We start from the raw sequence: 26238 nt of genomic DNA, 5'->3' as shown, positions 1-26238 counted from the left end.
CCGCGTGACCGGGGCCCTGCTGCTCACCGAGTTCACCGAGCGGGCGCGGCGGCACCACCCGCACCGGGAGATCGTCGGCTACGACGGGGGCGACGAGGTCCTGCGCTACGACTACGGCGCCTACGGCGAGCGGGTCGTCCGGCTCGCCGGGGCGTTGCGGCGGATCGGCGTGAAGCCGGGGGACCGGGTCGCGACCCTGTGCTGGAACCACCACCGGCACCTCGAGCTGTACGCCGCGGTGCCGCTGGCCGGTGCCGTGCTGCACACGCTCAACCTGCGGCTGTCCGCCGAGGAGATCGCCTACATCGCCGGGCACGCCGACGACCGGCTGATCGTCGCCGACCCGGACCTGCGCCACCTGCTCGACGGGGTGCACCCGGAGCTCGGTGTGGTCGAGACCGGCGACGCGTACGAGGAGCTGGTCGCGTCCGGCCCGGTGCTCGAGGGACCGCCGGACCGCGACGAGAACGACCTCGCCGTGCTCTGCTACACGTCCGGCACCACCGGGCGGCCCAAGGGCGTCGGCTACACCCACCGCGGGCTGTACCTGCACACGTTCGCCGCGTGCCTCGCCGACGGGCACGCGATCTCCGCGACCGACACCGTGCTGCACGTCGTCCCGCTGTTCCACGCGAACGCGTGGGGCATCCCGTTCGCCGCGACGATGGCCGGTGCGGCGCAGGTGCTGCCCGGCCCGCACCCGTCGGTGGCCGAGATCGCGTCCATCGTGGAGCGTGAACGGGTCACCTACGTCGGCATGGTGCCGACGGTCGCCGTCGACCTGCTCGACCACGTCCGCCGCACCGGCACCGACGTCTCGAGCCTCCGCGCGCTCGTGCTCGGTGGCTCGACGCCGTCACTGGAGCTGATCCGGGCCTGGGAGGACCGGGGCGTCCCGGTGTTCCAGGGCTGGGGGATGACCGAGATCTCGCCGATGGCGACGTTCACCCGCGACCCGTTCCCGCCGGACGACCCGGGCGAGCGGCACCGTCGCACCCAGTCCCAGGGCACGCTGCTGCCCGGGCTGGCATGGCGGATCGTCGACGACGACGGCGTCGAGCAGCCGTGGGACGGCGAGAGCCGCGGCGAGCTGCACGTGCGGGGTCCGTGGGTGGCCACGTCCTACTACCTCGGCGAGGCCCCGGAACGCTTCGACGACGGTTGGCTGCGCACCGGCGACGTCGCCACGATCGACGCGACCGGGCGGCTGCGGATCGTCGACCGCACCAAGGACCTGATCAAGAGCGGCGGCGAGTGGATCAGCTCGGTCGCGCTGGAGCAGGCACTGCTGGCCGACGACGACGTGGCGGACGCCGCCGTCGTCGCCGTCCCGCATCCGCGCTGGCAGGAGCGGCCGATCGCGATCGTGGTGTCGCGCGGCACGACCGACGCCGCGCCGATCCTGGAGCGGCTGGCCGAGCGGGTCCCACGCTGGTGGATGCCGGAGGACGTCGTCCTCGTCGACGCGCTGCCGCGCACGAGCGTCGGCAAGACGGACAAGAAGCTGCTGCGCGCGCGGTACGCACCCTGACCGCCTGCCCGGGGCCGGCGCGGAGCCGGACCCCGGGTGGGGCGTCATGGCGCGACGAAGACCGCCGTCGTGTGCTCGGTGTCCAGGAACTCCTTGACCGACGAGATCTTGCCGTCCCGCACGGTGAACACGAAGTGGTACAGGTTGTTGTAGACGCGGCCGTTCTTGAGCTCCGCGTACGACTCGGTCTCCACGGCGACGCGCTCGCCCTCCGCGGTGAACGCCAGCGGGGTCAGCCGGATCGCGCCGGTCGTCGTGTTCTCGGCGATCCCGCCGAGCATCTCACCGAACCCGGCCTTGTCCTTCGTCCCGGAGATGCCGGGGATGCTGCCGGCGACCCACCAGGTGGCGTCGTCGGTCATCGAGCCGAGGATCTTGTCGACGTCACCACCCGAGAACGTGGTCATGAATTCGGTGACGGTCTGCTTGTTCTGCTCCTCGAGAGTGCCCATCGTGCAACCTCCGGCGGTCGTCAGGCGCCGAGCAGGCGGATCACCAGCTCGGCGTAGTGGTCGGCGATCCGGTCGATCGTGAGGCGCCCGTCCGGGTCGAACCATTCGTTCGGTCCGTTGAGCGTGTCCAGGATCGCGAGTGTGGTCAGGCGCGGGTCGGCGCAGGTGAACTCGCCGACCGCGACGCCCGCGGCGATGTGCCGGGCGATGCAGCGCTGGTACTCCCGCCGGAACTTCTGGACGGCCTCCAGCCGCTCCGGGGGCAGCGCACGCAGCTCCCGCCCGGCCACCCGCCAGGCGTCCCGGTTCGCACCGATGTGCCGCACGTGGGCACGGACCAGCTCGGCGAGCCGGTCGGTGTGCGATCCGGGTCCGTTCAGGAGGGGCAGGTGCTCGACGACCATGTCGCGGTCCACGACGTAGATCGCCTCGAGCAGCAGCTCCTCCTTGTTGCGGAAGTGGTGGTACAGCGAGGCGGCCTGGATCCCGGCCGCCTCGGCGATCGCCCGCATCCCGACCCCGTGGTACCCGCGTTCCCGGAACAGCCTGCTGGCCACCGCGACCAGCTCCGCCCTGCGCTCCGACGTACGACGGGTCTGGGGTGCGGCGGTCATCCGGCGGTCCTCGGCTCTGCGCTGGTGGTGGGACCAGGATGAACCACCGGGTGCGGGGGCGCGTCGTTGCACCCCCGCACCCGGGGCGGTCATCAGGCCGGGACGGAGGTCTTCACGCCCATCTTGTGCAGCTCCGGCACGACCTTCTCGCCGAACAGCTTCAGGCTGGCCCGCACCTTGTCGAACGGCAGGCCCGCGAACGACGGCGCCACGTTCGGCTGGTGGTCGCCGAACAGCTCCAGGCGGTGCCGGTACTTCTCGACGATCTGCTCAGGGGTGCCCCAGATCTGGGTGTCGGCGTAGCCGGCGCCTGCCGCCTCCATGCCCGCCTCGCGGATCATGTCGGCACCGGCCTGGTAGGCCTCGTAACCCTTCGTCTGCCGCCAGTGCGAGCCGGCGAAGTCGTAGTGCTTGATCACCGACAGGAAGTACCGGCTCAGGTACTCGCGGGCGACCGCCTCGGCCTCGGCCGGGTCCTCGTGGCAGTAGATGAAGTCCTGGGTGAGGATCGGGCCGGGCTCGCGGTGGTGCGTCTCCCGGTAGACCTCGCGGTAGCGCTCCATGGCCGGCACGTGCTGCTCGGCCGGGTACTGCATGAACGTCATCATGCGGGCGCCGACCTTCGCGACCGCGGGGACGGAGTCGGGCGACATCGCGACGCCGTACAAGCGGTCCGACCAGTCACGGTTCTCCGGTCCGGGCCGGATGTCCGCCCGCGCCTGCTGGTAGATCGGTCCGGTGTTCTCGACGTAGCCGTTCTGCAGGCCCTTGACGATCATCGGGGCGGCCTCGTCGAACATGCCGCGCGACGCGTTCATGTCGACGCCGAACGCCTCGTACTCCATCTTCGCCAGGCCGCGGCCCATGCCGAACACGACGCGGCCCTCGGAGAGGATGTCCAGCATCGTGACCTTCTCGACGACCCGTAGCGGGTCGTTCCACGGCAGGATCACCGCGCCGGTACCGAGCTTGACCCGGCTGGTCTTCGCGGCCAGGTAGCTCATCAGCTGCAGGTTGTCCGGGCACATCGAGTAGTCGTCGAAGTGGTGCTCGGCCGCCCAGACCGAGTCGAACCCGTACTCCTCGGCGAGCACTCCGAGCTCGGTCTCCTGGCGGAACATGTCCGCGTCGCTCAGGTTCTCGTGCCAGTTCTGGAAGACCAGCAGGACACCGACGTCCATGTGGGTTGCCTCTCGTGGAACGGTCTCGGGCACCTTGCCTAACGAACGTTAGGGCTGTCACGGTAGTGGGGTATTTCACAGACGGTCAAGGGAGGCAACCGGAGTGGACCGGCTCGTCACCGTTCCGGCCGAGACCGAGCGCCGCGCGTCCGCCGTGGGGGACCGGGAGCTCTCCCGGGTGCTCGACGGCCTGGCCGCCGCCGTGCTCGGGGGTGTCGGGGCGGGCCGTCTCGTCGAGCGGCTGTCCGCGCTCCTGGCGCTGCCCGTCGCGCTGCTCGACGCGGGACTGCGGGTGCGGACGTGGGCGGCTCCACCCGGGTTGCGCCTGGACTCGGCCCCGAGCCTGTCGCCCGTCGTGCGCGACGTGCCCGCCGTGCGGGACGCGCTGGCCGGGCTCGGGCCGGCGCGGCCGTCCGCGGTCGTCGCGCCGTGCCCGGCGCACGGGGTCGTGCGGCGCCACCTGGTCGCCGTGCTCGTCGTCGACGGGCAGCCCGCCGGCTACCTCGACGTCGCCGAGATGGGCCGCGCGCTGGACGGGTCGGACGCCGTCGTCGCCCGTCAGGCGGCCGCGGTGCTGTCCCTGCTGGACGCCGCCGACCTGCGGGCCGCGCGGTCCGCCGCCCGGCAGCGCGACGACGTCGTCGCCGACCTGTTGCGCGGGTCGCGCGCCGGTCCCGACCTGCGACGTCTGGCCGGGCAGGCCGGGCTCGACCTCGACCGCCCGCACCTGGTCGTGCGCCTCCCGGTCGCCCCGGAGCGCTCGGCCGCCGCGTGCCGGTCGGACGTCGCGACCGCGCTCGCCGGCCCGGGGGGCGGCGTGCCGCCGAACCTCGCCGAGCCGGACGCCGTCGTCGTGCTGCTGGAGCTCGCGACGGACGCCGGACCGCCCGAGCAGCGTGCCGTCCACCAGCGGCTGCACGCGGCCGTGGACGCCGTCGCGGCGTGTACCGGCGTGCGCCGGGCCGTCGTGTCCGGGATCTGCCGTGACCCGGCCGACTTCCCGGCCGCGCTCGCCGAGACCCGCGACGTCGACGGCATCGCCGCGGCTCTCGGCGGGCGCGGGGGCGTCGTCGGTGTGGACGAGCTGACGACGCTGCGTCTCGTCGTCGACGGCGGCCGGGCCGACGTCGCGGTCCGGTTCGCCGAACGTTGCCTTGGCCCGCTGCGCCGCAGCGACGACGCGACCGGCGGCGACCTCGTCGAGACGCTGCGGAGCTACCTGGCGTCCGGGGCGCAGGTGCGGGCGACGGCCAAGGAGCTCGGCGTGCACGAGAACACCGTGCGCTACCGGCTGGGCCGGATCGAGCACGTCACCGGGCTGGACATGCGCAGCTTCGACGCGCTGCTGGCCGCGCGCCTGGCGTTCCAGGTGGAGGGCCTCGCGGGCGGCTGACTCAGGCCCGTCCGGTCCACACCGGTTCGACGGCGGCCCACTCCCGCTCGAGTGCCCGGTCGCGCGCCCGTCGCCGTCCGGACAGGTGCGCGACGACGACGGCGACGGCCACGGCGGCGCCGAGGCCCGCGGCGAGCAGGGCGGCCTCCCACGGCGCGGCCCCGGCCGGTGGCTGCGCCACGACCGATCCGTCCGGCGCGACCCAGACCCGCCGGGGGTCGCCCGCCCGGGTGCCGGCCGGGACGGCCGCCGTCGCGGTGCCGGTGCGGCCGTCCGCGCCGGTCCAGGCGACCCGCACCCGTGCAGGCGCCCGCGCGTCCTCGACGACGACCGCGTCGACCGCGACGGCCTCCCCGGTTCGCTCCGACGCGGTGGTGGCGACCACGTTCCCGACGACGGCGGCGAGCAGCGCCACACCCAGCGCGAGGGCGGTGACGAGCCGGATCGTGCCGTGAGACTGTGGCATGACCGTAGTCTGCGCGCACCGATGCACTGGCAGAATGCGGGATTCGCATCGACAGCCTCTGTTCCGAGCGAAGGCAGGGATCCTGTGGAGCTGGCCGACCTGGAGCTCGTCGCGGCCGTCGCCGACGCCGGCAGCATCACCCACGGCGCCGTGCGGGCGCACCTCTCGCTGCCGTCGGCCAGCGCTCGGATCCGGGCGCTCGAGCGGTCGGTCGGGGCGCCGCTGTTCGACCGGGACCGCCGCGGCGTGACCCCGACGCCCGCCGGGAGGCTGCTGCTCGAGCACGCCCGCGACATCCTGCGCTCGGTCGGGCGGATGCGCGTCGAGCTCGCCGAGTACACCGAGGGCCACGGCGCGACGGTCCGGGTGCTGGCCGGGACGTCGGCGCGCACCGACGTCGTCCCGGCCGTGACGTCGTTCCTGCGGGACCGTCCGACGGTCCGGATCGACCTCGCCGAGTCCACCAGCACGGAGACGGTCGCCGCGCTCGCCGCCCGCAGGGCCGAGCTGGGGCTCGTCTCGGACACGACCGACATGGGGGAGCTGCGCAGCAGCGTGCTCCGGGCGGACCCGCTGGTGGTCGTCGTCCCCCCGGGCGACCCGCTCACCGGTGGCGGGGCGGTGTCGTTCGCCGACGTGCTGCGCCGCCCGTTCGTCGGGCTGAGCCAGGGCAGCGCGCTGGCCGAGTACCTCGAGGGCCACGCCATGCCGCTGGGCGGGCGCCCGGTGTACCGCGTGCGCCTGCCCGGGCTGGACGCGGTGTGTCACGCCGTCGCGCACGGTGGCGGGGTCGCCGTGCTGCCGCGCCACGGCATCTCCGCCTGGCTCGACGACGGCCGCCTCGCCGCCGTCGACCTCGACGAGCCGTGGGCGCACCGCAGCCTCGTGGTCTGCCACCGCGACGAGTCCGAGCTGTCGGCCACGGCGCTCGCCCTGCGTGATCACCTGGTCGCCGGCGGGTGAGTCCATCGTGGATCGACCGGACAATGACCACGAGCCTGCAACAACAGTTGATCGACAACTAGGGTACGAGCGCGTTTCCGCAGGTCAGAGCACCGCCAGTAAAGATCGACGGCGCGTGATCACGTGGTGGCTTGTGTCACTTCCCCATGACAAGCAATATGCATGTCCGTACCTGATTCCGGTGCGTTCCCCGGCGGGAAGGGACCAACGATGGCCACCGCGAACAAGCTCAGCGTGATCCCCTGCGGGGCGATGCACGCGAACCTTCCGTTCCTCCTCCTCAAGCCCGGCGTGAGCATCAAGCCGCGGTCGGAGAAGGACGCCAAGGTCGACTGGGTGGAGGTTCCCACCCACTGCGTGCTCGTCGAGACAGACGAAGGAAAGATCCTGTGGGACACCAGCTGTCCCGAGGACTGGGAGGAGCGCTGGGGGCCCACGGGCCTGCAGGAGTTCTTCCCGTACGACGCCGCCGACGACAAGTACCTCGACCGGCAGCTGAACACGATGGGCGTGGGCCTCGACGAGATCGACTACGTCGTCCTGTCGCACCTGCACTTCGACCACGCCGGCAACGCGAACATGTTCAAGAACACGAACGCGAAGCTGCTGTGCTCGGACAAGGAGAAGGAGTTCGCGCTCAACTTCGAGGGCGACTTCCAGGGCGCGCACCTCAAGGCGGACTACGAGGACCTGAACTGGGAGATCATCTCCGGTGACACGGAGTTCCTGCCGGGCGTGAAGATGATCCAGACCCCTGGCCACACGCCGGGCTGCATGTCGATGCAGGTCGACCTGCCGGACAGCGGCACGATGATCTTCACGTCGGACGCCGTCTACATGGGAGAGAGCTACGGCCCGCCCGCCGCGCCCGCCGCGATCGTGAACAACCTCGAGGACTGGTTCGCCTCGGTGGAGAAGCTGCGCGGCATCCAGGAGAAGACGAACGCGACCATGGTCTTCGGCCACGACGCCGAGCAGATCAAGGAGCTGCGCAAGGCCCCGGAGGCGTCGTACACGTGAGTGACAGCATCCCTGAGGTCCCCACCGAGGAGACGATCTTCACCTGGGGTGCGCCCCCGCTGAAGTTCGGTGCCGGGGCGATCGACGAGATCGGGTTCGAGCTCAGCGGCTACGGCGTGAAGCGGGTCCTGATCGTCACCGACCCCGGCGTGAACGCGCTCGGAGCGCCGCAGCGTCTCGCGGACACGCTGTCCCGGTACAAGATCGAGTCGGAGATCTTCGACGGCGTGCACGTCGAGCCGACCGACGACTCGATGAACAAGGCGACCGAGTACGCGCGGGCGCAGGGTCCGTGGGACGGGTTCGTCGCGGTCGGCGGCGGGTCGGCGATCGACACCGCCAAGGCGATCAACCTGCTCACCAGCCACGACGGCTTCGAGCTGATGGACTACATCAACAAGCCGATCGGCAACGCGCAGGTCCCGCCGGGTCAGCTCAAGCCGCTGATCGCCGTCCCGACGACGGCGGGCACCGGCTCGGAGTCCACGGCGATGTGCGTGCTGGACATCCTGTCGATGAAGGTCAAGACCGGGATCAGCCACTGGCGGCTGCGCCCGACCCTGGCCGTCATCGACCCGCTGCTGACGATGACGCTGCCACCGCAGGTCACCGCCGCGGCGGGGATGGACATCACGTGCCACGCGGTCGAGTCCTACACCGCCCGGTACTACACGACGTTCGACCGCAAGCGCCCCGAGGAGCGGGTCACGTACTGCGGCTCCAACCCGGTGTCGGACCTGTGGTGCGAGAAGGCGATGTCGTTGCTGGCCAAGTCGTTCCGGACCGCCGTGCAGCGCGGTGCCGAGGACGTCGAGGCCCGGTCGGACATGATGATGGCCGCGACGTTCGCCGGCATGGGGTTCGGCAACTCCGGCGTGCACATCCCGCACGCCAACGCCTACCCGATCGCCGGGATGGTCAAGGAGTACCGGCCGCAGGGCTACCCGCAGGACGAGGCGATGGTGCCGCACGGGGAGTCGGTGTCGCTCACGGCGCCGGAGGCGTTCCGGTTCTCCTTCGACAGTGCCCCGGAACGGCACCTGAAGGCGGCCGAGCTGATGGACCCGCGCGCGGACAAGCTCAACGACCCGCGTGAGCAGCTGCCCAACGTCCTGACCCGGCTCATGCAGGACATCGGCATCCCGAACGGGATCGGCGGCGTCGGCTACACCGAGGCCGACGTCCCGGATCTGGTACCGGGGACGATGAAGCAACAGCGGCTGCTGGCGACGTGTCCGCGGACCCCGTCCGAGGACGACATCGCCGACATCCTCACGAAGTCCATCCAGAACTGGTGACGCACAGCCCGGCGGCGACCGACGGTCGCCGCCGGCTGGTGTGTCGCCCACGAAAGAGCAGGCAGATGCCGATCTACGTCTTCCGGTGCGAGTGCGGCGTGCGGTTCGAGCACCTCGCGTCGATGACCGACTCCTCCGCGCCGGCCTGCCCGCGCTGCGGCGGCGAGACCGCCAAGGTCCCGGCGGGATTCTCGCTGGGCGGTCAGGCGAGCCCCGGGTTGTCCAAGGACGAGATGCCGCAGACGTGGAAGGGCGTCTACAACGGCAACGCCGAGTACGTCGAGAAGATGCGCCGCACGTGGGACCAGCGGCGTGACCTCGAGCAGAAGTACCCGGAGATCGCAGGCGACCAGCGGCCGATCCTCGCCCACGAGGGCAAGTACCACAACGCCCCGCTGCGGGCCGGGGACATCCAGCTCCAGGGCACCGCCCCGATGCCGGGCGCGAACCTGGCGAAGGGCCACGGCCACGGCCATGGACACGGCCACGGGCACGCCGAACCGGCCGCCCCTCCCGCCGACAACGAGTCGTCGGGTGGCACCGACGGCGCGACCGCCGGATAGCCCGACCGGCGTCCGGCCCGGCTCACGCCGTCCGGCCACCGCGGCCGCCGGACGCACGCGTCACCGGAGTTCGCGTGCGCCCGGGCGCACGCGAACTCCGGACCGGTGCGCGCCCGCGGATCAGGACGCGCCCGACGCGATCAGGAGGGGAAGTTCTTCGGCTTCTCGTCCATGATGATCGTCTTGTTCTCCAGGTACGGCTCGAGGCCGGCGATGCCGCCCTCACGCCCGACACCGGACTGCTTGAACCCGCCGAAGCCGATGCCGAAGTCGGTGTGGAAGTTGTTGTGCCCCACCGTCCCGGCGCGCAGGCGACCGGCGACCTCACGGGCGCGGTCGGCGTCGTGCGTGAACACCGACGCGTTCAGCCCGTAGATCGTGTCGTTCGCGATCCGGATCGCGTGCTCCTCGTCGTCGGCGGGCAGCACGGACAGCACCGGTCCGAAGATCTCCTCCTGGGCGATCTTCCACGAGTTGTCCACGTTGCCGAACACGGTCGGCTCGACGAACCAGCCGCGGTCGAGGTCCTTCGGGCGGCCGCCGCCGGTGGCGAGCTGCGCGCCCTCGTCGATGCCCGTCCTGATGTAGCCCTCGACGCGGTCGCGCTGGCGCTCCATGGCCAGCGGTCCCATCTGGACCGTCGAGTCGAACGGGTCGCCGACCTTGACCTGCGAGAACGTCGAGGCCAGCGCCTCGACCATCTCGTCGTGGCGGTGGCGCGGCACGACGATGCGGGTCAGCGACGAGCAGACCTGGCCGGACAGGAAGCACTCCGCCCCGGAGAGCGTCGTGGCCGCCTGCTGCAGGTCCATGTCGTCGAGGATCACCGCGGCCGACTTGCCGCCGAGCTCGAGCGTGTAGCGGCCGATGCGCTCGGCCATGATGCCGGCGATCCGGCGGCCGGCCGCCGTCGAACCGGTGAAGGCGATCTTGTCGACGCGCACGTCGCGCACGAGCGACTCGGAGACCTCGCGGTCGGCCGTGACGACGTTGAGCACGCCCGGCGGCAGGCCGATCTTCTCCGCGATCTCGGCCATGATGTACGACGCGCCGGGCGCCTCCGGCGACGACTTGAGGATCACCGTGCAGCCGGCCAGCAGCGCGGGGGCCAGCTTGTAGGCGATCAGCGTCATCGGCGCGTTCCACGGGATGATCGCGCCGACGACGCCCACCGGCTCGCGGGAGATCATGCCGTAGTTGCCGCCCGCCGTCGGCCTCTCGGCGGACTCGAACGTGAACGAGCCGGCCAGGTCGGCGTAGTAGCCGTAGGCGTCCGGGATGCCGCTCATCATGCCCTGGGCGACCGGGTACATGATCCCGGACTCGCGCGGCCAGATCTGCAGCACGTCGTCGGTGCGCTCCCGCACCGCGTCTCCGATGGCGCGCAGGTAGCCCGCCCGCTCGGCGTGGCTCATCTTCGGCCACGGCCCCTCGTCGAACGCCGTGCGGGCGGCTCCGACGGCGCGGGCCATGTCCGCGTCCTTCGCCTCGGCGATCTGGAAGTAGACCCGCTCGGTGGCCGGCTCGACGACCTTGATCGTGTCCGTCGAGGAGGGGTCCACCCACTGGCCGTCGATGAAGAACTTGTCGAGGCCCTTGATCGGAGCCTGGGGCTCACTCGTGATGGTCATTCGGTACCGGTCCTCCGTGTAGTCGACGTCGTTGTTCCGCTGGAGGGGGAACGCCTCACTGCATTCCGTACCCGATGGTGCCTCACAACACACGCGTGTGCGGGCTGACGGGCGTATTTGCTCCGCATGAGCGGGACAGAGCCGCCGTACGGCCAGCCGGACTACCGTGCGGGGGTGTCCGGTGACATCCTCTTGCGCCAGCTCGAGTACCTCGTCGCGCTCGCCCGCGAGGAGCACTTCGGGCGCGCGGCGATGGCGTGCCACGCGAGCCAGCCCGCGCTGTCCTCCGGCCTGCGCAAACTGGAGCGCGAGCTGGGCGTGACGCTCGTGCACCACGGCCAGCGCTACGCCGGTCTCACCGCGGAGGGACAGCGGGTGCTCGGCTGGGCGCACCGGATCCTCGCCGAGCGCGACGGCCTGCAGGACGATCTCGTGCGGATGCGCGACGGGCTCGCCGTGACCGTCCGGATCGGCGCGATCCCGACGGCGGTCCCGGTCACCGGCGTGCTCACCCGGCGGTTCAGCCGGGCGCACCCGCTCGCCAGGGTGCGGGTGGAGGAGCTGGCCTCGACCGCGATCGTCCAGCGCCTCGGCGACCACACGCTGGACGCGGGACTGACCTATCTGGACCCGGAACCGCCGCGGGGCACCCGTTCCACCGAGCTGTACCGGGAGCGGTACCTGCTGCTGACCCCGGAGGCGCTCGCTCCGGACGCGGACACGACGAGCTGGGCGGACGCCGTCGACCGCCCCCTGTGCGTCCTGGTGCGGCACATGCGCAACCGGCTCATCGTCGAGGCCGCGGCACGGTCCGAGGGCGCCACGCTGTCCCCGATGGTCGAGGCGGACTCGGCTGCCGGGCTGTACACGCACGTGATGCAGGGGTGGTCGACGATCGTGGCCCACACCTGGCTGGACGCGTTCGGCGTGCCGCCGGGGATGCGGGCGATCGGCCTGCCGGACACGGACGCCCCGCCGGTCGGCATCCTCACCACCGACGACCGTCCACTGTCGATGATCGCGTCGGCCGTGCTGGAGACCATGGAGGGCGCGAGCATCTGACTCACGCCGCCTCCGGCGCCGCGGCCGACCGGGATCGGGGCCGTCACGTCGTCGACGACCCGTTGCGGCGCCGGGGTGAGCGTGCGCGTCGACGTGGTGCACGATGCCGCTGCGATCCACGGCGTGAATCACCCCTTCGCACCTTTCGATCAACAGGGCGACGTGAGAGCCGGGCGCTTAGGGTCGGTCGCGTGGATCTCAAGGGGTGGATGGCCTCATGGCCCGTCTACCGTCAGCTGACCGGGGCGGACCGTCTCGGCCGCGGCCGGGCCGCGCAGTCCGACCGGTCGCGTGATCTGCACGCGCGCACGACGACGGCGGACCGCTGGGCGCCGTCGGTGTGCCCGTACTGCGCCGTCGGGTGTGGACAGAGGGTCTACGTCCGCGACGAGCAGGTCGTCCAGATCGAGGGTGACCCGGACTCCCCGGTCTCCCGCGGACGTCTGTGCCCCAAGGGGTCCGCCAGCACACAGCTGGTGACCGGGCCGCAGCGACTGCGGAAGGTCCGCTACCGCGCGCCGTACGCCACCGAGTGGACAGAGCTCGACCTGGACACGGCGATGGAGATGATCGCCGACCGGGTCGTCGACGCCCGCGCCCGAGGATGGCAGGACACCGACGCCGACGGCCGGCCGCTGCGCCGCACGATGGGTCTCGCCGCTCTCGGCGGCGCCGCGCTGGACAACGAGGAGAACTACCTCCTCAAGAAGCTGTTCACGTCGTGGGGCGCGGTGCAGATCGAGAACCAGGCGCGTATTTGACATTCCGCCACCGTCCCCGGTCTGGGGACCTCGTTCGGTCGTGGCGGCGCGACGAACCACCAGCAGAACCTGGTGGAGGCCGACTGCATCATCATCATGGGCTCGAACATGGCCGAGGCGCACCCGGTCGGGTTCCAGTGGGTGATGGAGGCGAAGGCCCGCGGCGCACGGGTGATCCACATCGACCCGCGGTTCACGCGGACCAGCGCCGTCGCGGACACCTACGTTCGGCTGCGCGCGGGCTCGGACATCGCGTTCCTGGGCGGGGTGATCCACCACGTCCTGGACAACGACCTCGCGTTCCGCGAGTACGTCGCGGCCTACACGAACGCGTCGTACCTCGTCGGTGAGGACTACGTGGACGCCGAGGACAACGACGGGATCTTCTCCGGCTACGACGAGGCCACCGGCACGTACGACACGGCCAGCTGGCGCCTGGAGACCGACGCCGACGGCGACCCTGTCTCCGACCCGACACTGGAGCACCCCCGCTGCGTGTTCCAGGTCCTCAGGCGCCACTACGCCCGCTACACGCCGGAGATGGTGCGGCGGACCTGCGGCGTCTCCCCCGAGCAGTTCGACGACGTGTGCCGGGCCTGGACCGGGAACTCCGGCCGGGAGCGCACCACCTCCCTGGTCTACAGCGTCGGCTGGACCCAGCACACCGTCGGTGCGCAGTACATCCGGTGCGGCGCGATCCTGCAGCTGCTGCTCGGCAACGTCGGGCGCCCGGGCGGCGGGATCTTCGCGCTGCGCGGCCACGCCAGCATCCAGGGCTCCACGGACATCCCGACGCTGTTCAACCTGCTGCCCGGCTACCTGCCGATGCCGCACGCGGGCCAGGACGACCTGGCGTCCTACGTGGACGCGATCAGGGAGCACGGGCGCAAGGGCTTCGGCTACGACAGCGACGCCTACACGGTCTCGCTGCTCAAGGAGTACTTCGGCGACGCGGCCACGCCGGACAACGACTTCGGCTACGGCTGGCTGCCCCGCATCGACGGTGACCACGGCACGTACCGCACGGTCATGGACATGGTCGACGGGCGGGTGCACGGCTACTTCGTGCTCGGCCAGAACCCGGCCGTCGGTTCGGCGCACGGCAAGCTCCAGCGCCTCGGGATGGCGAACCTGGACTGGATGGTCGTGCGCGACCTCGCCGAGATCGAGACGGCGACGTTCTGGAGGGACTCGCCGGAGGTCGAGACCGGCGAGATCGTGCCGGAGCAGTGCGCGACCGAGGTGTTTCTCATGCCGGCCGCGTCGCACGTCGAGAAGGACGGCACGTTCACCCAGACCCAGCGGATGGTGCAGTGGCGCACCAAGGCCGTCGAGCCCGTCGACGACCGCCGGTCGGACCTGTGGTTCACCTACCACCTGGGCCGGCTGGTCAGGGAGCGGCTGGCGGACTCGGCCGACCCGCGCGACCTGCCCGTGCGGAACCTGGCGTGGGACTACGAGACCGAGGGCTCTGCCGACGGTGACGGGGACGAGTGGGCGGAGCCGTCCCCGGACGACGTCCTGCGCCGGATCAACGGCCACGACCTGACCACCGGCGAGCTCGTCGACGGCTTCACCGACCTGAAGGCCGACGGGACCACCTCGTGCGGATGCTGGATCTACAGCGGCGTCTACGCGGGCGGGGTGAACCGGGCCGCGCGGCGGGTCCCGGAGAGCGACCCGGACGACGCGCCGGAGTGGGGCTGGACCTGGCCGATGAACCGGCGGGTGATCTACAACCGGGCCTCGGCCGACCCGCAGGGACGTCCGTGGAGCGAGCGCAAGAAGTTGCTGTGGTGGGACGACGACGCCGGGCGCTGGACCGGGAACGACGTGCCGGACTTCGTCGCGACCACCCCGCCCGGGTACGAACCGGCACCGGACGCCGTCGGACCGGCCGCACTCGGCGGTGACGACGCGTTCGTCATGCAGCCGGACGGCAAGGCCTGGCTGTTCGCGCCGCTCGGCGTCGCGGACGGGCCCCTGCCCACGCACTACGAGCCGCACGAGTCGCCGGTCCGCAACGAGCTGTACCTCCAGCAGTCCAACCCGACGCGGAAGGTGTTCGGGCGCAAGGACAACCCGTCGAACCCGGCCGTCGGGGAGAAGGGCTGGGAGGTGTTCCCGTACGTGCTGACCACGTCCCGGCTGACCGAGCACCACACGGCGGGTGCGATGAGCCGCCAGCTGCCGTTCCTGGCCGAGCTGCAGCCGGAGCTGTTCGTCGAGGTGTCGCCCGAGCTCGCGCGGGAGCGCGGTCTCGAGCACATGGGCACGGCACACGTCGTGACGAGCCGCTCCGCGGTCGAGGCCAGGGTGATGGTGACCGACCGGATGGGGCCGCTGCGCCTCGGCGACCGGGACGTGCACCAGGTGTGGCTGCCCTACCACTGGGGGGCCAACGGCCTCGTCCGCGGCGACGTCGTCAACGACCTGTTCGGCGTCGTGCTGGGCCCCAACGTCTTCATCCAGGAGACCAAGGTGATCACCTGCGACGTCCGGAGGGGCCCGCGACCGCGTGGGGCCGAGCTGACCGCGCTGCTGGAGGAGGTCCGGTCGCTCGCCGGGATCACGCCTGCCACGAACACCGCCCTGGCCCACGACGACCCGACACCGCACCTCGACCCGACGGTGCGGCCGGACGACACCGCCCCCGGCGTGCCCGGGTTCGGCCTCGAACGGGAGGACGCATGACCAACAGCCTCCGCGGCCCGCTGCACGACGTGTCCGGCGACGCGGGCTACGAGCCGGAGCACCCGCCGCGCATGGGGTTCTTCACCGACACGTCCGTCTGCATCGGCTGCAAGGCCTGCGAGGTCGCCTGCAAGCAGTGGAACGCCGTCCCGGACGACGGGTTCGCCCTGCTCGGGATGTCGTTCGACAACACGGGCTCGCTGGGCGCGGACACGTGGCGGCACGTGGCGTTCATCGAGCAGCCGAGCCGGTCAGGGCACCAGGACTCCGGTGTGGACACCGAACCGGCCGGGCCGAGCGCGACCGGCGTCGCGCAGGCCGCCGTCGCCGGAGGTCTGGCCGCCGCACCGCTCGCGGGCGGCGAGCTGGGGACCGAGCCGCGCCCGCCGGGCGCCGAGCCCCGGGCGCTGGGGATGCCGTCGTTCTCGAAGCCCGGCGACGGGACCGGCGCCGAGACGCGCACCGACTTCCGCTGGCTGATGGCGTCCGACGTGTGCAAGCACTGCACGCACGCCGGGTGCCTGGACGTCTGCCCGACGGGTGCGCTGTTCCGTACCGAGTTCGGCACCGTCGTCGTGCAGCAGGACATCTGCAACGGGTGCGGCTACTGCGTCTCCGGCTGCCCGTACGGCGTGATCGACCGGCGGGTCGGCGACGGCCGCGCCCAGAAGTGCACGCTCTGCTACGACCGCCTGCACGACGGGCTGGAGCCCGCCTGCGCGAAGGCGTGCCCGACCGACTCCATCCAGTTCGGCGAGCTGGACGAGCTGCGCGAGCGCGCCGCGCAGCGCGTCGAGAAGCTGCACGATCTCGGCGTCACCGAGGCCCGGTTGTACGGGCACGACGAGAACGACGGGGTCGGCGGCGACGGCGCGTTCTTCCTGCTGCTCGACGAGCCGGAGGTCTACGGGCTGCCGCCGGACCCGGTCGTCGCGACCACGCACGCCGGTGAGATGTGGCGCCGGGCGGCGACGGCGGCGGGCGCGTTCGCGCTGGCCGGGATCGTCTCGTTCCTGGGGAGGCGGCGATGAGCGCCGGTCCGCGCGACGCGGAGATGTTCCAGGGCGGGCGGCGGAAGCGACGCCGCGGGGCCGGCCGCGGCGAGCAGTCGATGGTGCCGGACGCCGAGTTCACGTCCTACTACGGGCGGCCGGTGCTCAAGCCGCCGGTGTGGGAGCACAAGATCGCCTACTACCTGTTCTGCGGCGGGCTGGCGTCCGGTGCGGCCGTCGTCGGCGCCGGGGCGGATCTGACCGGACGGCCCGCGCTGCGCAGGGGGAGCCGTGTCGGTGCGCTGGGCGCGCTCGTCGCGAGCACGTACTTCCTGGTGTCCGACCTCGGGCGCCCGGAACGGTTCCACCACATGCTGCGGGTCGCCAAGCCGACGTCGCCGATGAGCGTCGGCACCTGGATCCTGGCCGCGTTCGGTCCGGGCGCGGGTCTCGCCGGGGCCGTCGAGCTGGCGAACGCGCTGCCGCCGCGGGTCCGCCGGTCGTGGCCGGTCCGGTCGATGCGCGCGCTCGCCCGGCCGGCGGGGCTCGGTGCAGCGGTGACCGCCCCCGCGCTGTGCACCTACACGGCGGTCCTGTTCTCGCACACCGCCGTCCCGGCCTGGAACGAGGTGCGCGGCGAGCTGCCGTTCGTGTTCGCCGGGTCCGCGGCGGCCAGCGGGGGCGGGCTCGGCATGATCGTCGCCCCGGTCCGAGAGGCCGGCCCGGCGCGCGCGTTCGCCGTGCTCGGCGCGGCCGGTGAGCTGGCGGCGGGCAAGGTCATGGAGCACCGGATGGGCATCGTCCGCGAGGCCTACGAGCACGGCCACGCCGGAACGCTCCGCACGGCCTCCGAGGCGTCCACACTGGCCGGGCTCGTCGGGACGGTGCTGCTCGGCAGGCGCTCGCGCACCGCATCCGTCCTGTCCGGACTGTCACTGCTGGCGGGCAGCCTGCTGCAGCGCCTGTCGGTGTTCGAGGCGGGTGTCGAGTCCACGAAGGACCCGCGTTACGTCGTCGTCCCGCAGCGCGAGCGGCTGGAACGCCGGAGGGCCGAGCGCCAGGCCGCGCTCGACGAGGGGGCGCACACCGGCTGACATGGCACTCACGGCTGTTCGATCATGCTCGGAGCAGCCCTCAGCGCCTCTCGGCCGGATTCCCGGGCGTCAGGTCAGCGACAGCGGGACGCGGACGAGCGTGGCACCGGTGTCGTCCCGGACGGAGACGGCGCGGACCGACGCCGGGTCGATGATCGCGGACCCGGCCACCGGCGTCGGACGGCCGGGTTCGCGCGGCGGCGCGCTCATCCAGAACGCGGCCGGCTCGACCTTCCCGTCCGCGTTCTCGATCTCCAGCGTGCAGCGCTTGCCGGGCGTGATGCCCTGGACCTCGGTCGCGACCCGGACCCACCCGGCCGCGGGCGCGACGGACGCGGTCATCCGCACCGTCCCCTGCTGACCGAACGCCGTGATCGCACCGGGGCCCGCGGCGACCGACGTCGCCGACGGCTCGGGTGCGGTCAGGCGCCCGACCAGGCCGCCGCCGACCACCAGCACGAGCGCGGCGGCCGCGACGGCCAGCAGCCGTCCGACCGGCCTGCGCCGCGGCATCCGGTGGCGCACCGGCTCGTCGCGGACCTCGCGCAGTGCCCGGCGCAACGGCAGGTCGCTCGACGGCGGCCCGTCGGCGAACATCTCCGGCGGGAGCGAGCCGACCAGGTCGACCGTCTCCCTGATCTCCGTCCACTCGCGACGGCAGGCGGCGCAGCCGCGCAGGTGCTGCTCGACGGCGGCCGCCTCCGGGCCGTCGAGCAGGCCCATCGCGTGCGCGGTGAGCTCCTCGGGATCGTGGGCCGGTTCGATCGGGGGTGTCATCGGCCGGCCTCACCGGGCTGGTGTGCGAGCCGCTCGCGCAGCGTCCGGATCGCGTAGAACGAGCGCGACTTCACGGTCCCCTTCGGCACGTCAAGAGCGGCCGCCGTCTCGTCCAGGTTGCGTCCGTGCAGGTAGAGCTGCTCGAGGACGGCCCGGTGCTCCGGGGAGAGCGACCCGAGCGCGTCGTGCACGACGAGCTTGTCCGCGACGTCCTCGGCGTGGTCGCGCTGGCCGGGGATCCGTTCGGCCAGGTCGACGTCCTCGGCCACCTCGGGCGGGCGGGCGCCGGCCCGGCGGCTGCGGTCGATCACGATGTTGCGCACGACGGTCAGCAGCCAGCCGCGCACGGAGCCCTTGCTGTTCGTGAACACGTCCGGGTTGCGCCAGGCCCGGATCAGGGCTTCCTGCACGACGTCCTCGGCCGCCACGGGATCACCCAGCAACCGGGTCGCATACATCTGCATGGCCCGCCCGTGCTCGTCGAACACCCGCCGCAGATGCGTCTCGGCGTTCTCGGGCGGCACGGTGGGAGACAGTACCCACCGTGCGCTGCTGCGGGATCACGACGACCGGTATCGCCTTCGCCCTGTGCAGGCGCACCACGTCGCGGCCGAACGAGAAGCACAGCAACGCCAGCGCCACGGCGACGAGCACGGTGCCGGCGAGCACGCCGATCAGCCCGGATGCGGCGGTCGCGAGCACGACGCCCTGCACGGCGGCGATCGTCTTCGAGCCGCGCGCCGGGGTTAGCGGGCCGCGCAGCCACGGGACCGCCCGGCCGGCCGCGACGAACGCGTAGCGCATCAGGCCGATCGCCAGCACCCACGCGCCCAGCTCCGTCGCGACCTGGACGGACAGCACCATGATCAACCAGGCGTCGGACTCCATGTCGAACCGCGCACCGACGGCGGACACGGTCCCGGTGCGGCGGGCGACCTGCCCGTCCACCGCGTCCAGCGCCAGCGCGACGGCCGCGACGGCGACCAGGGCGGCGACCGCCGGCGAGCCGGACACCAGCCCGTCGACGACGAACCCGGTGACGCACGCGCCGAGCAGCGCCCGCACCAACGTCACCCGATCGGCCGGGCCGAGCGTGTCCCGCCCCGCGCGTCGCAGCGCCCCGTCCAGCAGCACGAGCACCACGACCGCGTTCCCGGTAGCGGCGAGCAGCCCGAACGGGCCGACCCCCGCCGGGCCCAGCGCACTGACCAGCAGGAGGACGGCCGCGGCGCAGGTGATGATGTCGGCGCCGCGGGCCGATACGGTGACGGTCGGGGGAAGCGTCATGCCCGGTACACGCACGCCGGGCGGATCCGGTTCACGGAGAGGTTCCCGATGTCCCCGACGGCCAGAGCGCTCTGGCTCACCGAGCCCGGCCGCGCCGAGATCCGCGAGGCCCCGCTCCCGGAGCCCGGCCCGGACGACGTCGTCGTCCGCACCCGCTTCACCGGCGTCAGCCGCGGCACCGAGACGCTCGTGTTCCGCGGCGAGGTGCCGGAGAGCCAGCACGCCGCCATGCGCGCCCCGTTCCAGGAGGGCGACTTCCCGGCACCGGTCAAGTACGGCTACCTCGCCGTCGGCGACGTCGAGCACGGGCCGGCCGATCTCGTCGGGCGCACCGTGTTCTGCCTGCACCCGCACCAGGACCGGTTCGTCGTGCCCGCCCCGGCCGTCACCCCGTTGCCGCCCGACGTCCCGGCGGAGCGCGCCGTGCTGGCCGGCACGGTGGAGACGGCCGTGAACGCCGTGTGGGACGCCGCACCGCTGGTCGGGGACCGGATCGCGGTCATCGGCGGGGGGATGGTCGGGTCCGCGGTGGCCGGGGTGCTCGCCGGGATCCCGGGCGCGCGCGTCGAGCTCGTCGACGTCGACGCGTCCCGTGCGGTCGTCGCGCTCGCGCTCGGCGTGGGGTTCGCGCACCCCGACGACGCGGCCGGGGACTGCGACCTCGTCGTGCACGCGAGCGCGACGTCGGCCGGGCTGTCCCGCGCGCTGGAGCTGCTCGCCGTCGAGGGCGAGGTGGTGGAGCTGTCCTGGTACGGCGACCGCCGCGTCGAGCTGCCGCTGGGGGAGGCGTTCCACTCGAGGCGGCTCACCGTGCGCGCCAGCCAGGTCGGCACCGTGTCGCCGCGCAGGGCGTCCCGTCGCGGCTACGCCGAACGAATGACGTTGGCGATGGAGCTGCTCGCCGATCCGCGCTTCGACGCCCTGGTCAGCGGCCAGTGCCGGTTCGACGAGCTGCCCGCGATCCTCGCCGGGATGGCCGCCGGTGAACCTCCCGCGCTCTGCGTGCGTGTCTCCTACAGCGATCCGTAGGGAGGCCTCGTGTACCGCATCACCGTCCGGGACCACGTCATGGTCGCGCACAGCTTCCGCGGGGAGGTGTTCGGACCGGCGCAGGCGCTGCACGGCGCGACGTTCGTGGTGGACGCGACGTTCCGGCGCACCGACCTGGACGCCGACGGGATCGTGGTCGACATCGGGCTCGCGACGACGCAGCTCGGCGAGGTGCTGGCGGACCTGAACTACCGCAACCTCGACGAGCACCCTGACTTCGCGGGCGTCAACACGACGACCGAGTTCCTGGCGCGGGTGGTCGCGGACCGGCTCGTCGCCCGGGTGCACGGCGGCGCGCTCGGCGAGGGGGCGCGCGGTCTGTCCGGTGTGGAGGTGACGCTGCACGAGTCGCACGTGGCCAGTGCGAGCTACGAGCGTGACCTGTGAGCGCCGTCCGCACCGACCGCGTCTCCGTGCCGCTCCGGCTGGCCCGCGGTGTCGTGCACGCCGTCCTTCCGTCCGGTGTGGACGATCCGTCGGCACCGAGCGGCGGCAACGTCTACGGACGGCGGCTGTGCGCGGCGCTTCCGGGGGTCGGGCGCGCCGTGGCCGAGCTGCTCGTCGAGGGCGACTGGCCGGACCCGGACGCCGCCGCGCGGGACCGTCTGGCCGACGCGCTGGCATCCGTCGCGGACGGCGCCGACGTGCTGGTCGACGGCCTGGTCGCGTGCGGGGTGCCGGACGTCGTCGTGCCCGAGTGCCGGCGGCTGCGGATCGTGGTGGTCGTCCACCTCCCGCTCGGCGACGAGCACGGCCTCGACGCCGAGACCGCGGCCTGGCGGTCGGACCGGGAGCACGCCGTGCTGCGGGCAGCGCACGCCGTCGTCGTCACCAGCTCGTGGGCGGCAGGCCGGGTCACCGCGCTGCACGAGCTGCCGATCGGCCGCGTCCACGTCGCGCCGCCCGGTGTCGATCCGGCACCGCTGGCGCCGGTGCGCGCGGACGGCTCCAGCCTGCTCGCGCTCGGCGCGCACACCCGGACCAAGGGGCACGACGTGCTCGTCGACGCCCTCGGTGCCCTGACCGACCTGCGGTGGACGGCACGGATCAGCGGGCCCTGGCGCGATCCCGGGTATGCGGTGGCACTGCGCGAGGCGGCCGGGCGGCTCGGGGACCGGGTGCGGGTGACCGGCGCGATCACCGGCGACGAGCTGGACGACGTCTGGTCGGACACCGACCTGCTGGTCCTCCCCTCGCGGACCGAGACCTACGGCATGGTCGTCACCGAGGCGCTGGCCCGCGGGATCCCGGTGCTCGCGTCGGCGACCGGCGGTGTTCCGGAGACACTCGGCCGCGCCCCCGGCGGCGGCGTCCCCGGCCTGCTCGTGCCACCGGACGACGCCGTCGCTCTGGCGGAGGTGTTGCGGCACTGGCTGACCGACGCAAACCTGCGGGCCACCGCGCGGCAGGCCGCGCACGCCCGTCGCTCCCGGCTCGACGGCTGGGACGTCACGGCCCGCCTGCTGGACGGGGTGCTCTCGTGACCGGGCCGGCCGTCACCGGCGGAGCCGGTCGGGCGCGGACGACACCGGGGTCGGGCGCGGGCGGAGCCGGCCGGGTGGCGAGAGCACTGCGCGTGCTCAAGCCGGTCGCCGGGGTGGCGATCGTCGTCGCGGTCGCGTCCAAGGTCGGCGCCGGCCCCGTCCTCGACGGGCTGCGCGCGCTGGACGTCCCGACGCTGGCGGCCGCCGTCGCGCTCGGTGCGGTGTCGATCTCCTGCAACGCCTGGCGCTGGTGCCTGATCACCGGCCGGCTCGGGCAGCCGCTGGACGGCCGGTCCGCGTTCGCCGCCTACTACCGGTCCACGTTCCTCAACTCCGTGCTGCCGGCCGGGGTGCTCGGCGACGTCGAACGCGCCGTCGGGCACGGACGACGCGTCGGCGACCTGGGCGGCGGCGTGCGGTCGGTCGTGCTCGACCGGCTCGGCGGCCAGGTGGTCCTGGTCGGGGCCGGCGTGGTCGTGCTGGCGCTGCGGCCGACGCTGCTGGAGGCGGCCGGCGTCACGTCGGCGACGGGCTGGGTCGCCGCGGCGGTCGTCGCCGCGCTCCTGGTGGCGGGCTGGTTCCTGCGCTCGCGGCTGCGTGGCCTGCGGCTGCTGGTGCACCCGGGCGTCCTGCTCGCCTCGGCCGGCGCGCTCGCCGGCTACGTCGCGACGTTCGTGCTCGCCGCCCGCGCGGTCGGGGTCACGGCACCGCTCGCCGAGCTGCTGCCGCTGCTCGTGCTGGGCCTGCTCGCGATGAGCCTGCCGGTCGGCGTCGGCGGCTGGGGCCCGCGGGAGGCAGCGCTCGCGGCCGGGTTCGCCGCCGTCGGACTCCCTGCGGCGCAAGGACTCGCGACGGCCGTCCTGTACGGGACGCTCGGGCTCGTCGCGTGCCTGCCCGGCGGGATCGTGCTGCTCACCGGTAGGCGGCGAACGACGACACCAGACTCGCCACCACTGCCCGTCCCTTCTCCGCGCTCGCCAGCGACGGACGTCCCACGACCCCGGACTCCGAGTACTCCTGCAGCCCCCGGCTCAGCAGGTGCGGCCGGTGCTCCGCGTCGTGGTCGGCCCGTGCGTAGTGCGGCCTGACCAGGTGGGGGTGGAAGTGCAGCAGGACCGACGTCTCCAGCTCCCCGGCGTGCATGTCCGCCTCGTCGGAGGTGACGAGCCCGGCCGCGACGCGGGCCGCGGCCCAGTCGTGCACCTGCGGGAACAGCGCCATCGGCAGCGGGCCGAGCGAGGCCTCCTGCACGACGTTGCCCAGGACGTAGTTGCCGCCGTGGCCGTTGACCAGGACCAGGGTCCGGACGCCGTCGCGCCGCAGCGAGTCCGCGACGTCGCGGACGATCGCGACGAGAGTCGTCGCGGACAGGCTGACGGTGCCCGGCCATGCGGCGTGCTCGTGGGAGCAGGAGAACGTGACCGGGGGGAGCAGGCGGACGGGGTGGGCGTCCGCGATCCGGGCGGCCACGGTCGCCGCGACGACGGTGTCGGTCGTCAGCGGCAGGTGCGGCCCGTGCTGCTCGAGGCTGCCGATCGGCAGCACCGCCACATCGGCGGAGCGCTCATGGACATCGGGGGAGGTGTCGGCCGGGAGGAGCTCCACGCAGCGGAGCGTGCCACGGCCGTCGGACGACAGGGAGGACACACGGTGGAGATACCGGAGCAGGACCGCCTCGAGACAGCGGAGTCCGAGCTCACGACGCGGCGCGGGCGGTTCCGCGCCGTTGCTTTCCGCGAGCACGAAGGGGGCGCGGAGCACCTCGCTCTGGTGCACGGCGACCCGCGCGGCGCCACCGACGTGCTCGTCCGCGTGCACTCGGAGTGCCTGACCGGCGACGTGTTCGGCGCGCTGCGCTGCGAGTGCGGCGCCCAGCTCGACTCGGCGGTGGACGCGGTGCTGGCCCAGGACTGCGGCGTCGTCGTCTACCTGCGCGGTCACGAGGGCCGCGGGATCGGCCTGCTCGCCAAGGTCCGCACGCACGTCCTGCAGGACGCCGGGCTGGACACCGTCGACTCCGCGACGGCGCTGGGCCTCCCGGTCGACGTGCGCGACTTCCGGGCCGCCGCCCGCGTGCTGCGCCACCTCGGTGTCGCGTCCGTGCGGCTGCTGACGAACAACCCGGACAAGGAACGGGCGCTGACCCGCCACGGCGTCGTCGTGTCCCGGATGGAGCCGCTGCTGGAAGCGGCCGACGAGCACAACCGCGCATACCTGACGGCCAAGCGGGACCGGCTCGGCCATCGGCTCCCGCATCTGGATCCGGCGCACTGATGACCACGACGCTCCCCCGTCCGGTCCGGACCGCCCCGTCGCAGCCCCGCCACCGGAGCCGGCTGCTCACCGCCGGTGCGGCGCTGCTGCTGTTCGTGGCGCTCGTGCTGCCCCGCGAGATCGGCCAGCTCGGGCCGGCCGCGTTCCTGCGGCTGCCGGTCGAGGGCCTGGTCGCGGCGCTGCTCGTGCTGGTGCTCCCGCCGCGGGCGGGCCGTCGGGCGGCGACCGCGGGCGGCGTCCTGCTCGCAGGCCTGACCGTGCTCCGCGCGATCGACATGGGCTTCCTGGCGGCGCTGGGCCGGCCGTTCGACCCGATCGCCGACTGGGCGCAGGTCGGGAGCGGCGTGTCGTTCGTCGAGGACTCGGCGGGGTCGGTGGCCGCGGTCGCCGCCGTCGTCGTCGCGTGCCTGCTCGCGGTGGCGCTGGCCGTGCTGATGGCGTTGTCCGCACGCCGGCTCGCACGCGTGGTCCGGCCGCACCGGCTCACCGGCCTGCGCACCGTCGCGGTGCTCGCCGCGTGCTGGGTGACGCTGGCCGCGCTCGGCGCCCAGCTCGTCGCACCCGTCCCGCTGGCGTCGCGCAGCGTCGCGTCGCTGATCACGCAGAAGGCGCAGCAGATCCCGCAGAGCATCGCCGACCAGCGCGCGTTCGCCGCCCGGTTCGCCACCGATCCGTACCGCGGCGTGCCGGGGAAGGACCTGCTCGGTGGTCTGCGCGGCAAGGACGTGCTGGTCACGTTCGTCGAGAGCTACGGCCGCAGCGCGGTCGAGGACCCGGCCATCGCGCCGTCGGTGACCCCGACGCTCGACGACGGCACCCGCCGCCTCGCCGCGTCCGGGTTCTCCGCGCGCAGCGCCTGGCTGACCTCGCCGATCGCGGGCGGCGGGAGCTGGATGGCGCACGCGACGTTCCAGTCCGGGCTGCGTGTCTCCAACCAGAAGCAGTTCGAGCAGTTCGCCGGGAGCGACCGGGTGACCCTGAGCGGGGCGTTCAAGGAAGCCGGGTGGGAGACGGCGGCCGTGATGCCCGGGACGTCGGGCCCCTGGCCGGAGGGCCGGGTCTACGACTTCGACCGGGTCCATCCCTACGAGTCGCTCGGCTACCGCGGGACCGCTTTCGGCGGCTTCCACACGCCCGACCAGTACACGCTGGCCGCCTACGAACGCCTCGAGCACGGCCGCCCCGGCCGTGGACCGCTCATGACCGAGATCCCGTTGCTGTCCAGCCACTGGCCGTTCGGCCCGATCCCGCAGCCGGTGGACTGGTCCGGGATCGGCGACGGCTCCGTCTTCGACGCCCAGTCCCACGCGCCCGACCCCGGACCGGTCGGCTACGACGACCCGCTGAAGATGAAGGCCGAGTACGGCCGGTCGATCGCGTACTCGCTGGACACCCTGGTCTCCTACCTGCAGCTGCACGGCGACGACGACACGGTCCTGGTCTTCCTCGGCGATCACCAGCCCACACCGGCGGTGACCGGCTCCGGCGCGTCGAAGGACGTGCCGGTGACGATCGTGGCGCGCGACCCGACGGTCCTCGACCGCATCTCCGGGTGGGGGTGGCAGCCGGGCCTGAAGCCCGGTCCGGACGCTCCGGTGTGGCGGATGGAGGACGTGCGGGACCGGTTCCTGTCGGCGTTCGCCCGGTAGCC

Annotated in this window: 24 protein-coding genes and 1 pseudogene; 16 read left to right on the top strand and 9 right to left on the bottom strand. The window is 73.0% G+C overall.

Annotated elements, in window-relative coordinates; translation table 11 throughout:
* Positions 1-4 precede the first annotated feature (4 nt).
* Entirely contained in the window at positions 5-1531 is a 1527-nt protein-coding gene (locus tag EV378_RS08725) for a long-chain-fatty-acid--CoA ligase (RefSeq protein WP_132422497.1), read from the top strand.
* Between the two features lie 44 nt (positions 1532-1575).
* Here EV378_RS08725 and EV378_RS08720 read toward each other — a convergent pair whose 3' ends face one another.
* The 3 genes from EV378_RS08720 to EV378_RS08710 all read right to left on the bottom strand — a co-directional run bounded on the left by EV378_RS08720 (position 1576) and on the right by EV378_RS08710 (position 3778).
* A complete protein-coding gene (locus tag EV378_RS08720) occupies positions 1576-1983 on the bottom strand; it encodes a nuclear transport factor 2 family protein (RefSeq protein ID WP_132422495.1) in 408 nt (135 codons plus the stop codon).
* 20 nt (positions 1984-2003) lie between these two features.
* Entirely contained in the window at positions 2004-2597 is a 594-nt protein-coding gene (locus EV378_RS08715; RefSeq protein WP_165922197.1) for a TetR/AcrR family transcriptional regulator, read from the bottom strand.
* Positions 2598-2689: 92 nt separating this feature from the next.
* A complete protein-coding gene (locus tag EV378_RS08710) occupies positions 2690-3778 on the bottom strand; it encodes an LLM class flavin-dependent oxidoreductase (protein ID WP_132422491.1) in 1089 nt (362 codons plus the stop codon).
* A gap of 103 nt (positions 3779-3881) precedes the next feature.
* On the opposite strand from EV378_RS08710, the gene EV378_RS08705 reads away from it, so the two are divergent.
* Positions 3882-5171, top strand: coding sequence for a PucR family transcriptional regulator (locus EV378_RS08705; protein ID WP_132422489.1), 1290 nt, complete (start codon positions 3882-3884; stop codon positions 5169-5171).
* Between the two features lies 1 nt (position 5172).
* On the opposite strand, the gene EV378_RS08700 is transcribed toward EV378_RS08705, so the two are convergent.
* The gene (locus tag EV378_RS08700; protein WP_132422487.1) at positions 5173-5637 is read right to left on the bottom strand and encodes a hypothetical protein; all 465 of its coding nucleotides are present in this window, start codon (positions 5635-5637) and stop codon (positions 5173-5175) included.
* 84 nt (positions 5638-5721) lie between these two features.
* Here EV378_RS08700 and EV378_RS08695 point away from each other — a divergent pair, with 84 nt between their 5' ends.
* The 4 genes from EV378_RS08695 to EV378_RS08680 all read left to right on the top strand — a co-directional run bounded on the left by EV378_RS08695 (position 5722) and on the right by EV378_RS08680 (position 9481).
* Positions 5722-6600, top strand: coding sequence for a LysR substrate-binding domain-containing protein (locus tag EV378_RS08695; RefSeq protein WP_165922196.1), 879 nt, complete (start codon positions 5722-5724; stop codon positions 6598-6600).
* Positions 6601-6810: 210 nt separating this feature from the next.
* Positions 6811-7620: an N-acyl homoserine lactonase family protein gene (locus tag EV378_RS08690; protein ID WP_132422483.1), complete on the top strand. Its 810-nt coding sequence runs from the start codon at positions 6811-6813 to the stop codon at positions 7618-7620.
* On the top strand, positions 7617-8918 hold the full coding sequence (locus tag EV378_RS08685; RefSeq protein WP_132422481.1) for a hydroxyacid-oxoacid transhydrogenase: 1302 nt from the start codon (positions 7617-7619) through the stop codon (positions 8916-8918). Before EV378_RS08690 ends, EV378_RS08685 begins: the two co-directional genes overlap by 4 nt.
* 65 nt (positions 8919-8983) lie before the next feature.
* The gene (locus EV378_RS08680) at positions 8984-9481 is read left to right on the top strand and encodes an FmdB family zinc ribbon protein (RefSeq protein ID WP_132422479.1); all 498 of its coding nucleotides are present in this window, start codon (positions 8984-8986) and stop codon (positions 9479-9481) included.
* 140 nt (positions 9482-9621) lie between these two features.
* Here the strand turns inward: EV378_RS08680 and EV378_RS08675 are convergent, their stop codons facing one another.
* A complete protein-coding gene (locus EV378_RS08675) occupies positions 9622-11112 on the bottom strand; it encodes an aldehyde dehydrogenase (protein ID WP_132422477.1) in 1491 nt (496 codons plus the stop codon).
* 126 nt (positions 11113-11238) lie between these two features.
* Here EV378_RS08675 and EV378_RS08670 point away from each other — a divergent pair, with 126 nt between their 5' ends.
* The 4 genes from EV378_RS08670 (at position 11239) to nrfD (ending at position 17715) form a co-directional block, all read left to right on the top strand.
* Entirely contained in the window at positions 11239-12174 is a 936-nt protein-coding gene (locus EV378_RS08670) for a LysR family transcriptional regulator (RefSeq protein ID WP_279389603.1), read from the top strand.
* Between the two features lie 209 nt (positions 12175-12383).
* Complete coding sequence (gene fdnG, locus EV378_RS08660; RefSeq protein WP_424511234.1) at positions 12384-15629, top strand: formate dehydrogenase-N subunit alpha; 3246 nt, start codon at positions 12384-12386, stop codon at positions 15627-15629.
* Positions 15626-16660: a 4Fe-4S dicluster domain-containing protein gene (locus EV378_RS08655; RefSeq protein ID WP_132422471.1), complete on the top strand. Its 1035-nt coding sequence runs from the start codon at positions 15626-15628 to the stop codon at positions 16658-16660. The genes fdnG and EV378_RS08655 overlap by 4 nt, the downstream gene beginning before the upstream one ends.
* Entirely contained in the window at positions 16657-17715 is a 1059-nt protein-coding gene (gene nrfD / locus EV378_RS08650; protein WP_132422469.1) for an NrfD/PsrC family molybdoenzyme membrane anchor subunit, read from the top strand. The genes EV378_RS08655 and nrfD overlap by 4 nt, the downstream gene beginning before the upstream one ends.
* 69 nt (positions 17716-17784) lie before the next feature.
* On the opposite strand, the gene EV378_RS08645 is transcribed toward nrfD, so the two are convergent.
* Genes EV378_RS08645 through EV378_RS08635 form a run of 3 tightly spaced genes read right to left on the bottom strand, consistent with a single transcriptional unit; the run spans position 17785 to position 19779 of the window.
* Positions 17785-18492 (bottom strand): anti-sigma factor family protein, encoded by a 708-nt coding sequence (locus EV378_RS08645; protein ID WP_132422467.1) that lies wholly within the window; start codon positions 18490-18492, stop codon positions 17785-17787.
* Positions 18489-18980: a sigma-70 family RNA polymerase sigma factor gene (locus tag EV378_RS08640; RefSeq protein WP_341540439.1), complete on the bottom strand. Its 492-nt coding sequence runs from the start codon at positions 18978-18980 to the stop codon at positions 18489-18491. The genes EV378_RS08645 and EV378_RS08640 overlap by 4 nt, the downstream gene beginning before the upstream one ends.
* Positions 18925-19779 carry a CDP-alcohol phosphatidyltransferase family protein gene (locus EV378_RS08635; RefSeq protein ID WP_132422463.1) on the bottom strand — a complete coding sequence of 285 codons (855 nt, stop codon included), beginning with the start codon at positions 19777-19779 and terminating at the stop codon, positions 18925-18927. Before EV378_RS08635 ends, EV378_RS08640 begins: the two co-directional genes overlap by 56 nt.
* A gap of 48 nt (positions 19780-19827) precedes the next feature.
* Between EV378_RS08635 and EV378_RS08630 the strand changes: the two genes are divergently transcribed.
* The 4 genes and pseudogenes from EV378_RS08630 to EV378_RS36225 form a co-directional block, all read left to right on the top strand.
* Positions 19828-20808: a zinc-dependent alcohol dehydrogenase gene (locus tag EV378_RS08630; RefSeq protein ID WP_132422461.1), complete on the top strand. Its 981-nt coding sequence runs from the start codon at positions 19828-19830 to the stop codon at positions 20806-20808.
* Positions 20809-20817: 9 nt separating this feature from the next.
* Positions 20818-21216, top strand: a complete 399-nt coding sequence (locus tag EV378_RS08625; protein WP_132422459.1) for a 6-pyruvoyl trahydropterin synthase family protein — start codon at positions 20818-20820, stop codon at positions 21214-21216.
* Complete coding sequence (locus EV378_RS08620; protein WP_243653351.1) at positions 21213-22313, top strand: glycosyltransferase family 4 protein; 1101 nt, start codon at positions 21213-21215, stop codon at positions 22311-22313. The genes EV378_RS08625 and EV378_RS08620 overlap by 4 nt, the downstream gene beginning before the upstream one ends.
* Positions 22310-23188 (top strand): annotated as a pseudogene (locus EV378_RS36225) (lysylphosphatidylglycerol synthase domain-containing protein); the annotation flags it as partial. The gene EV378_RS08620 and the pseudogene EV378_RS36225, both read left to right, overlap by 4 nt.
* A gap of 37 nt (positions 23189-23225) precedes the next feature.
* On the opposite strand, the gene EV378_RS08610 reads toward EV378_RS36225, so the two are convergent.
* Positions 23226-23918 carry a creatininase family protein gene (locus EV378_RS08610; protein WP_132422457.1) on the bottom strand — a complete coding sequence of 231 codons (693 nt, stop codon included), beginning with the start codon at positions 23916-23918 and terminating at the stop codon, positions 23226-23228.
* Between the two features lie 45 nt (positions 23919-23963).
* Between EV378_RS08610 and EV378_RS08605 the strand changes: the two genes are divergently transcribed.
* Together EV378_RS08605 and EV378_RS08600 are read left to right on the top strand one after the other, a co-directional pair.
* The gene (locus tag EV378_RS08605; protein WP_243653350.1) at positions 23964-24587 is read left to right on the top strand and encodes a GTP cyclohydrolase II; all 624 of its coding nucleotides are present in this window, start codon (positions 23964-23966) and stop codon (positions 24585-24587) included.
* Positions 24587-26236, top strand: a complete 1650-nt coding sequence (locus tag EV378_RS08600; RefSeq protein WP_132422455.1) for a sulfatase-like hydrolase/transferase — start codon at positions 24587-24589, stop codon at positions 26234-26236. The genes EV378_RS08605 and EV378_RS08600 overlap by 1 nt, the downstream gene beginning before the upstream one ends.
* Positions 26237-26238 lie beyond the last annotated feature (2 nt).

It is taken from the genome of Pseudonocardia endophytica (genome assembly GCF_004339565.1).
GTDB classification, from domain to species: Bacteria; Actinomycetota; Actinomycetes; order Mycobacteriales; family Pseudonocardiaceae; genus Pseudonocardia; species Pseudonocardia endophytica.
Note: the sequence above shows the minus strand (reverse complement) of the source record. Positions and strands in the feature narration are given on the sequence as shown.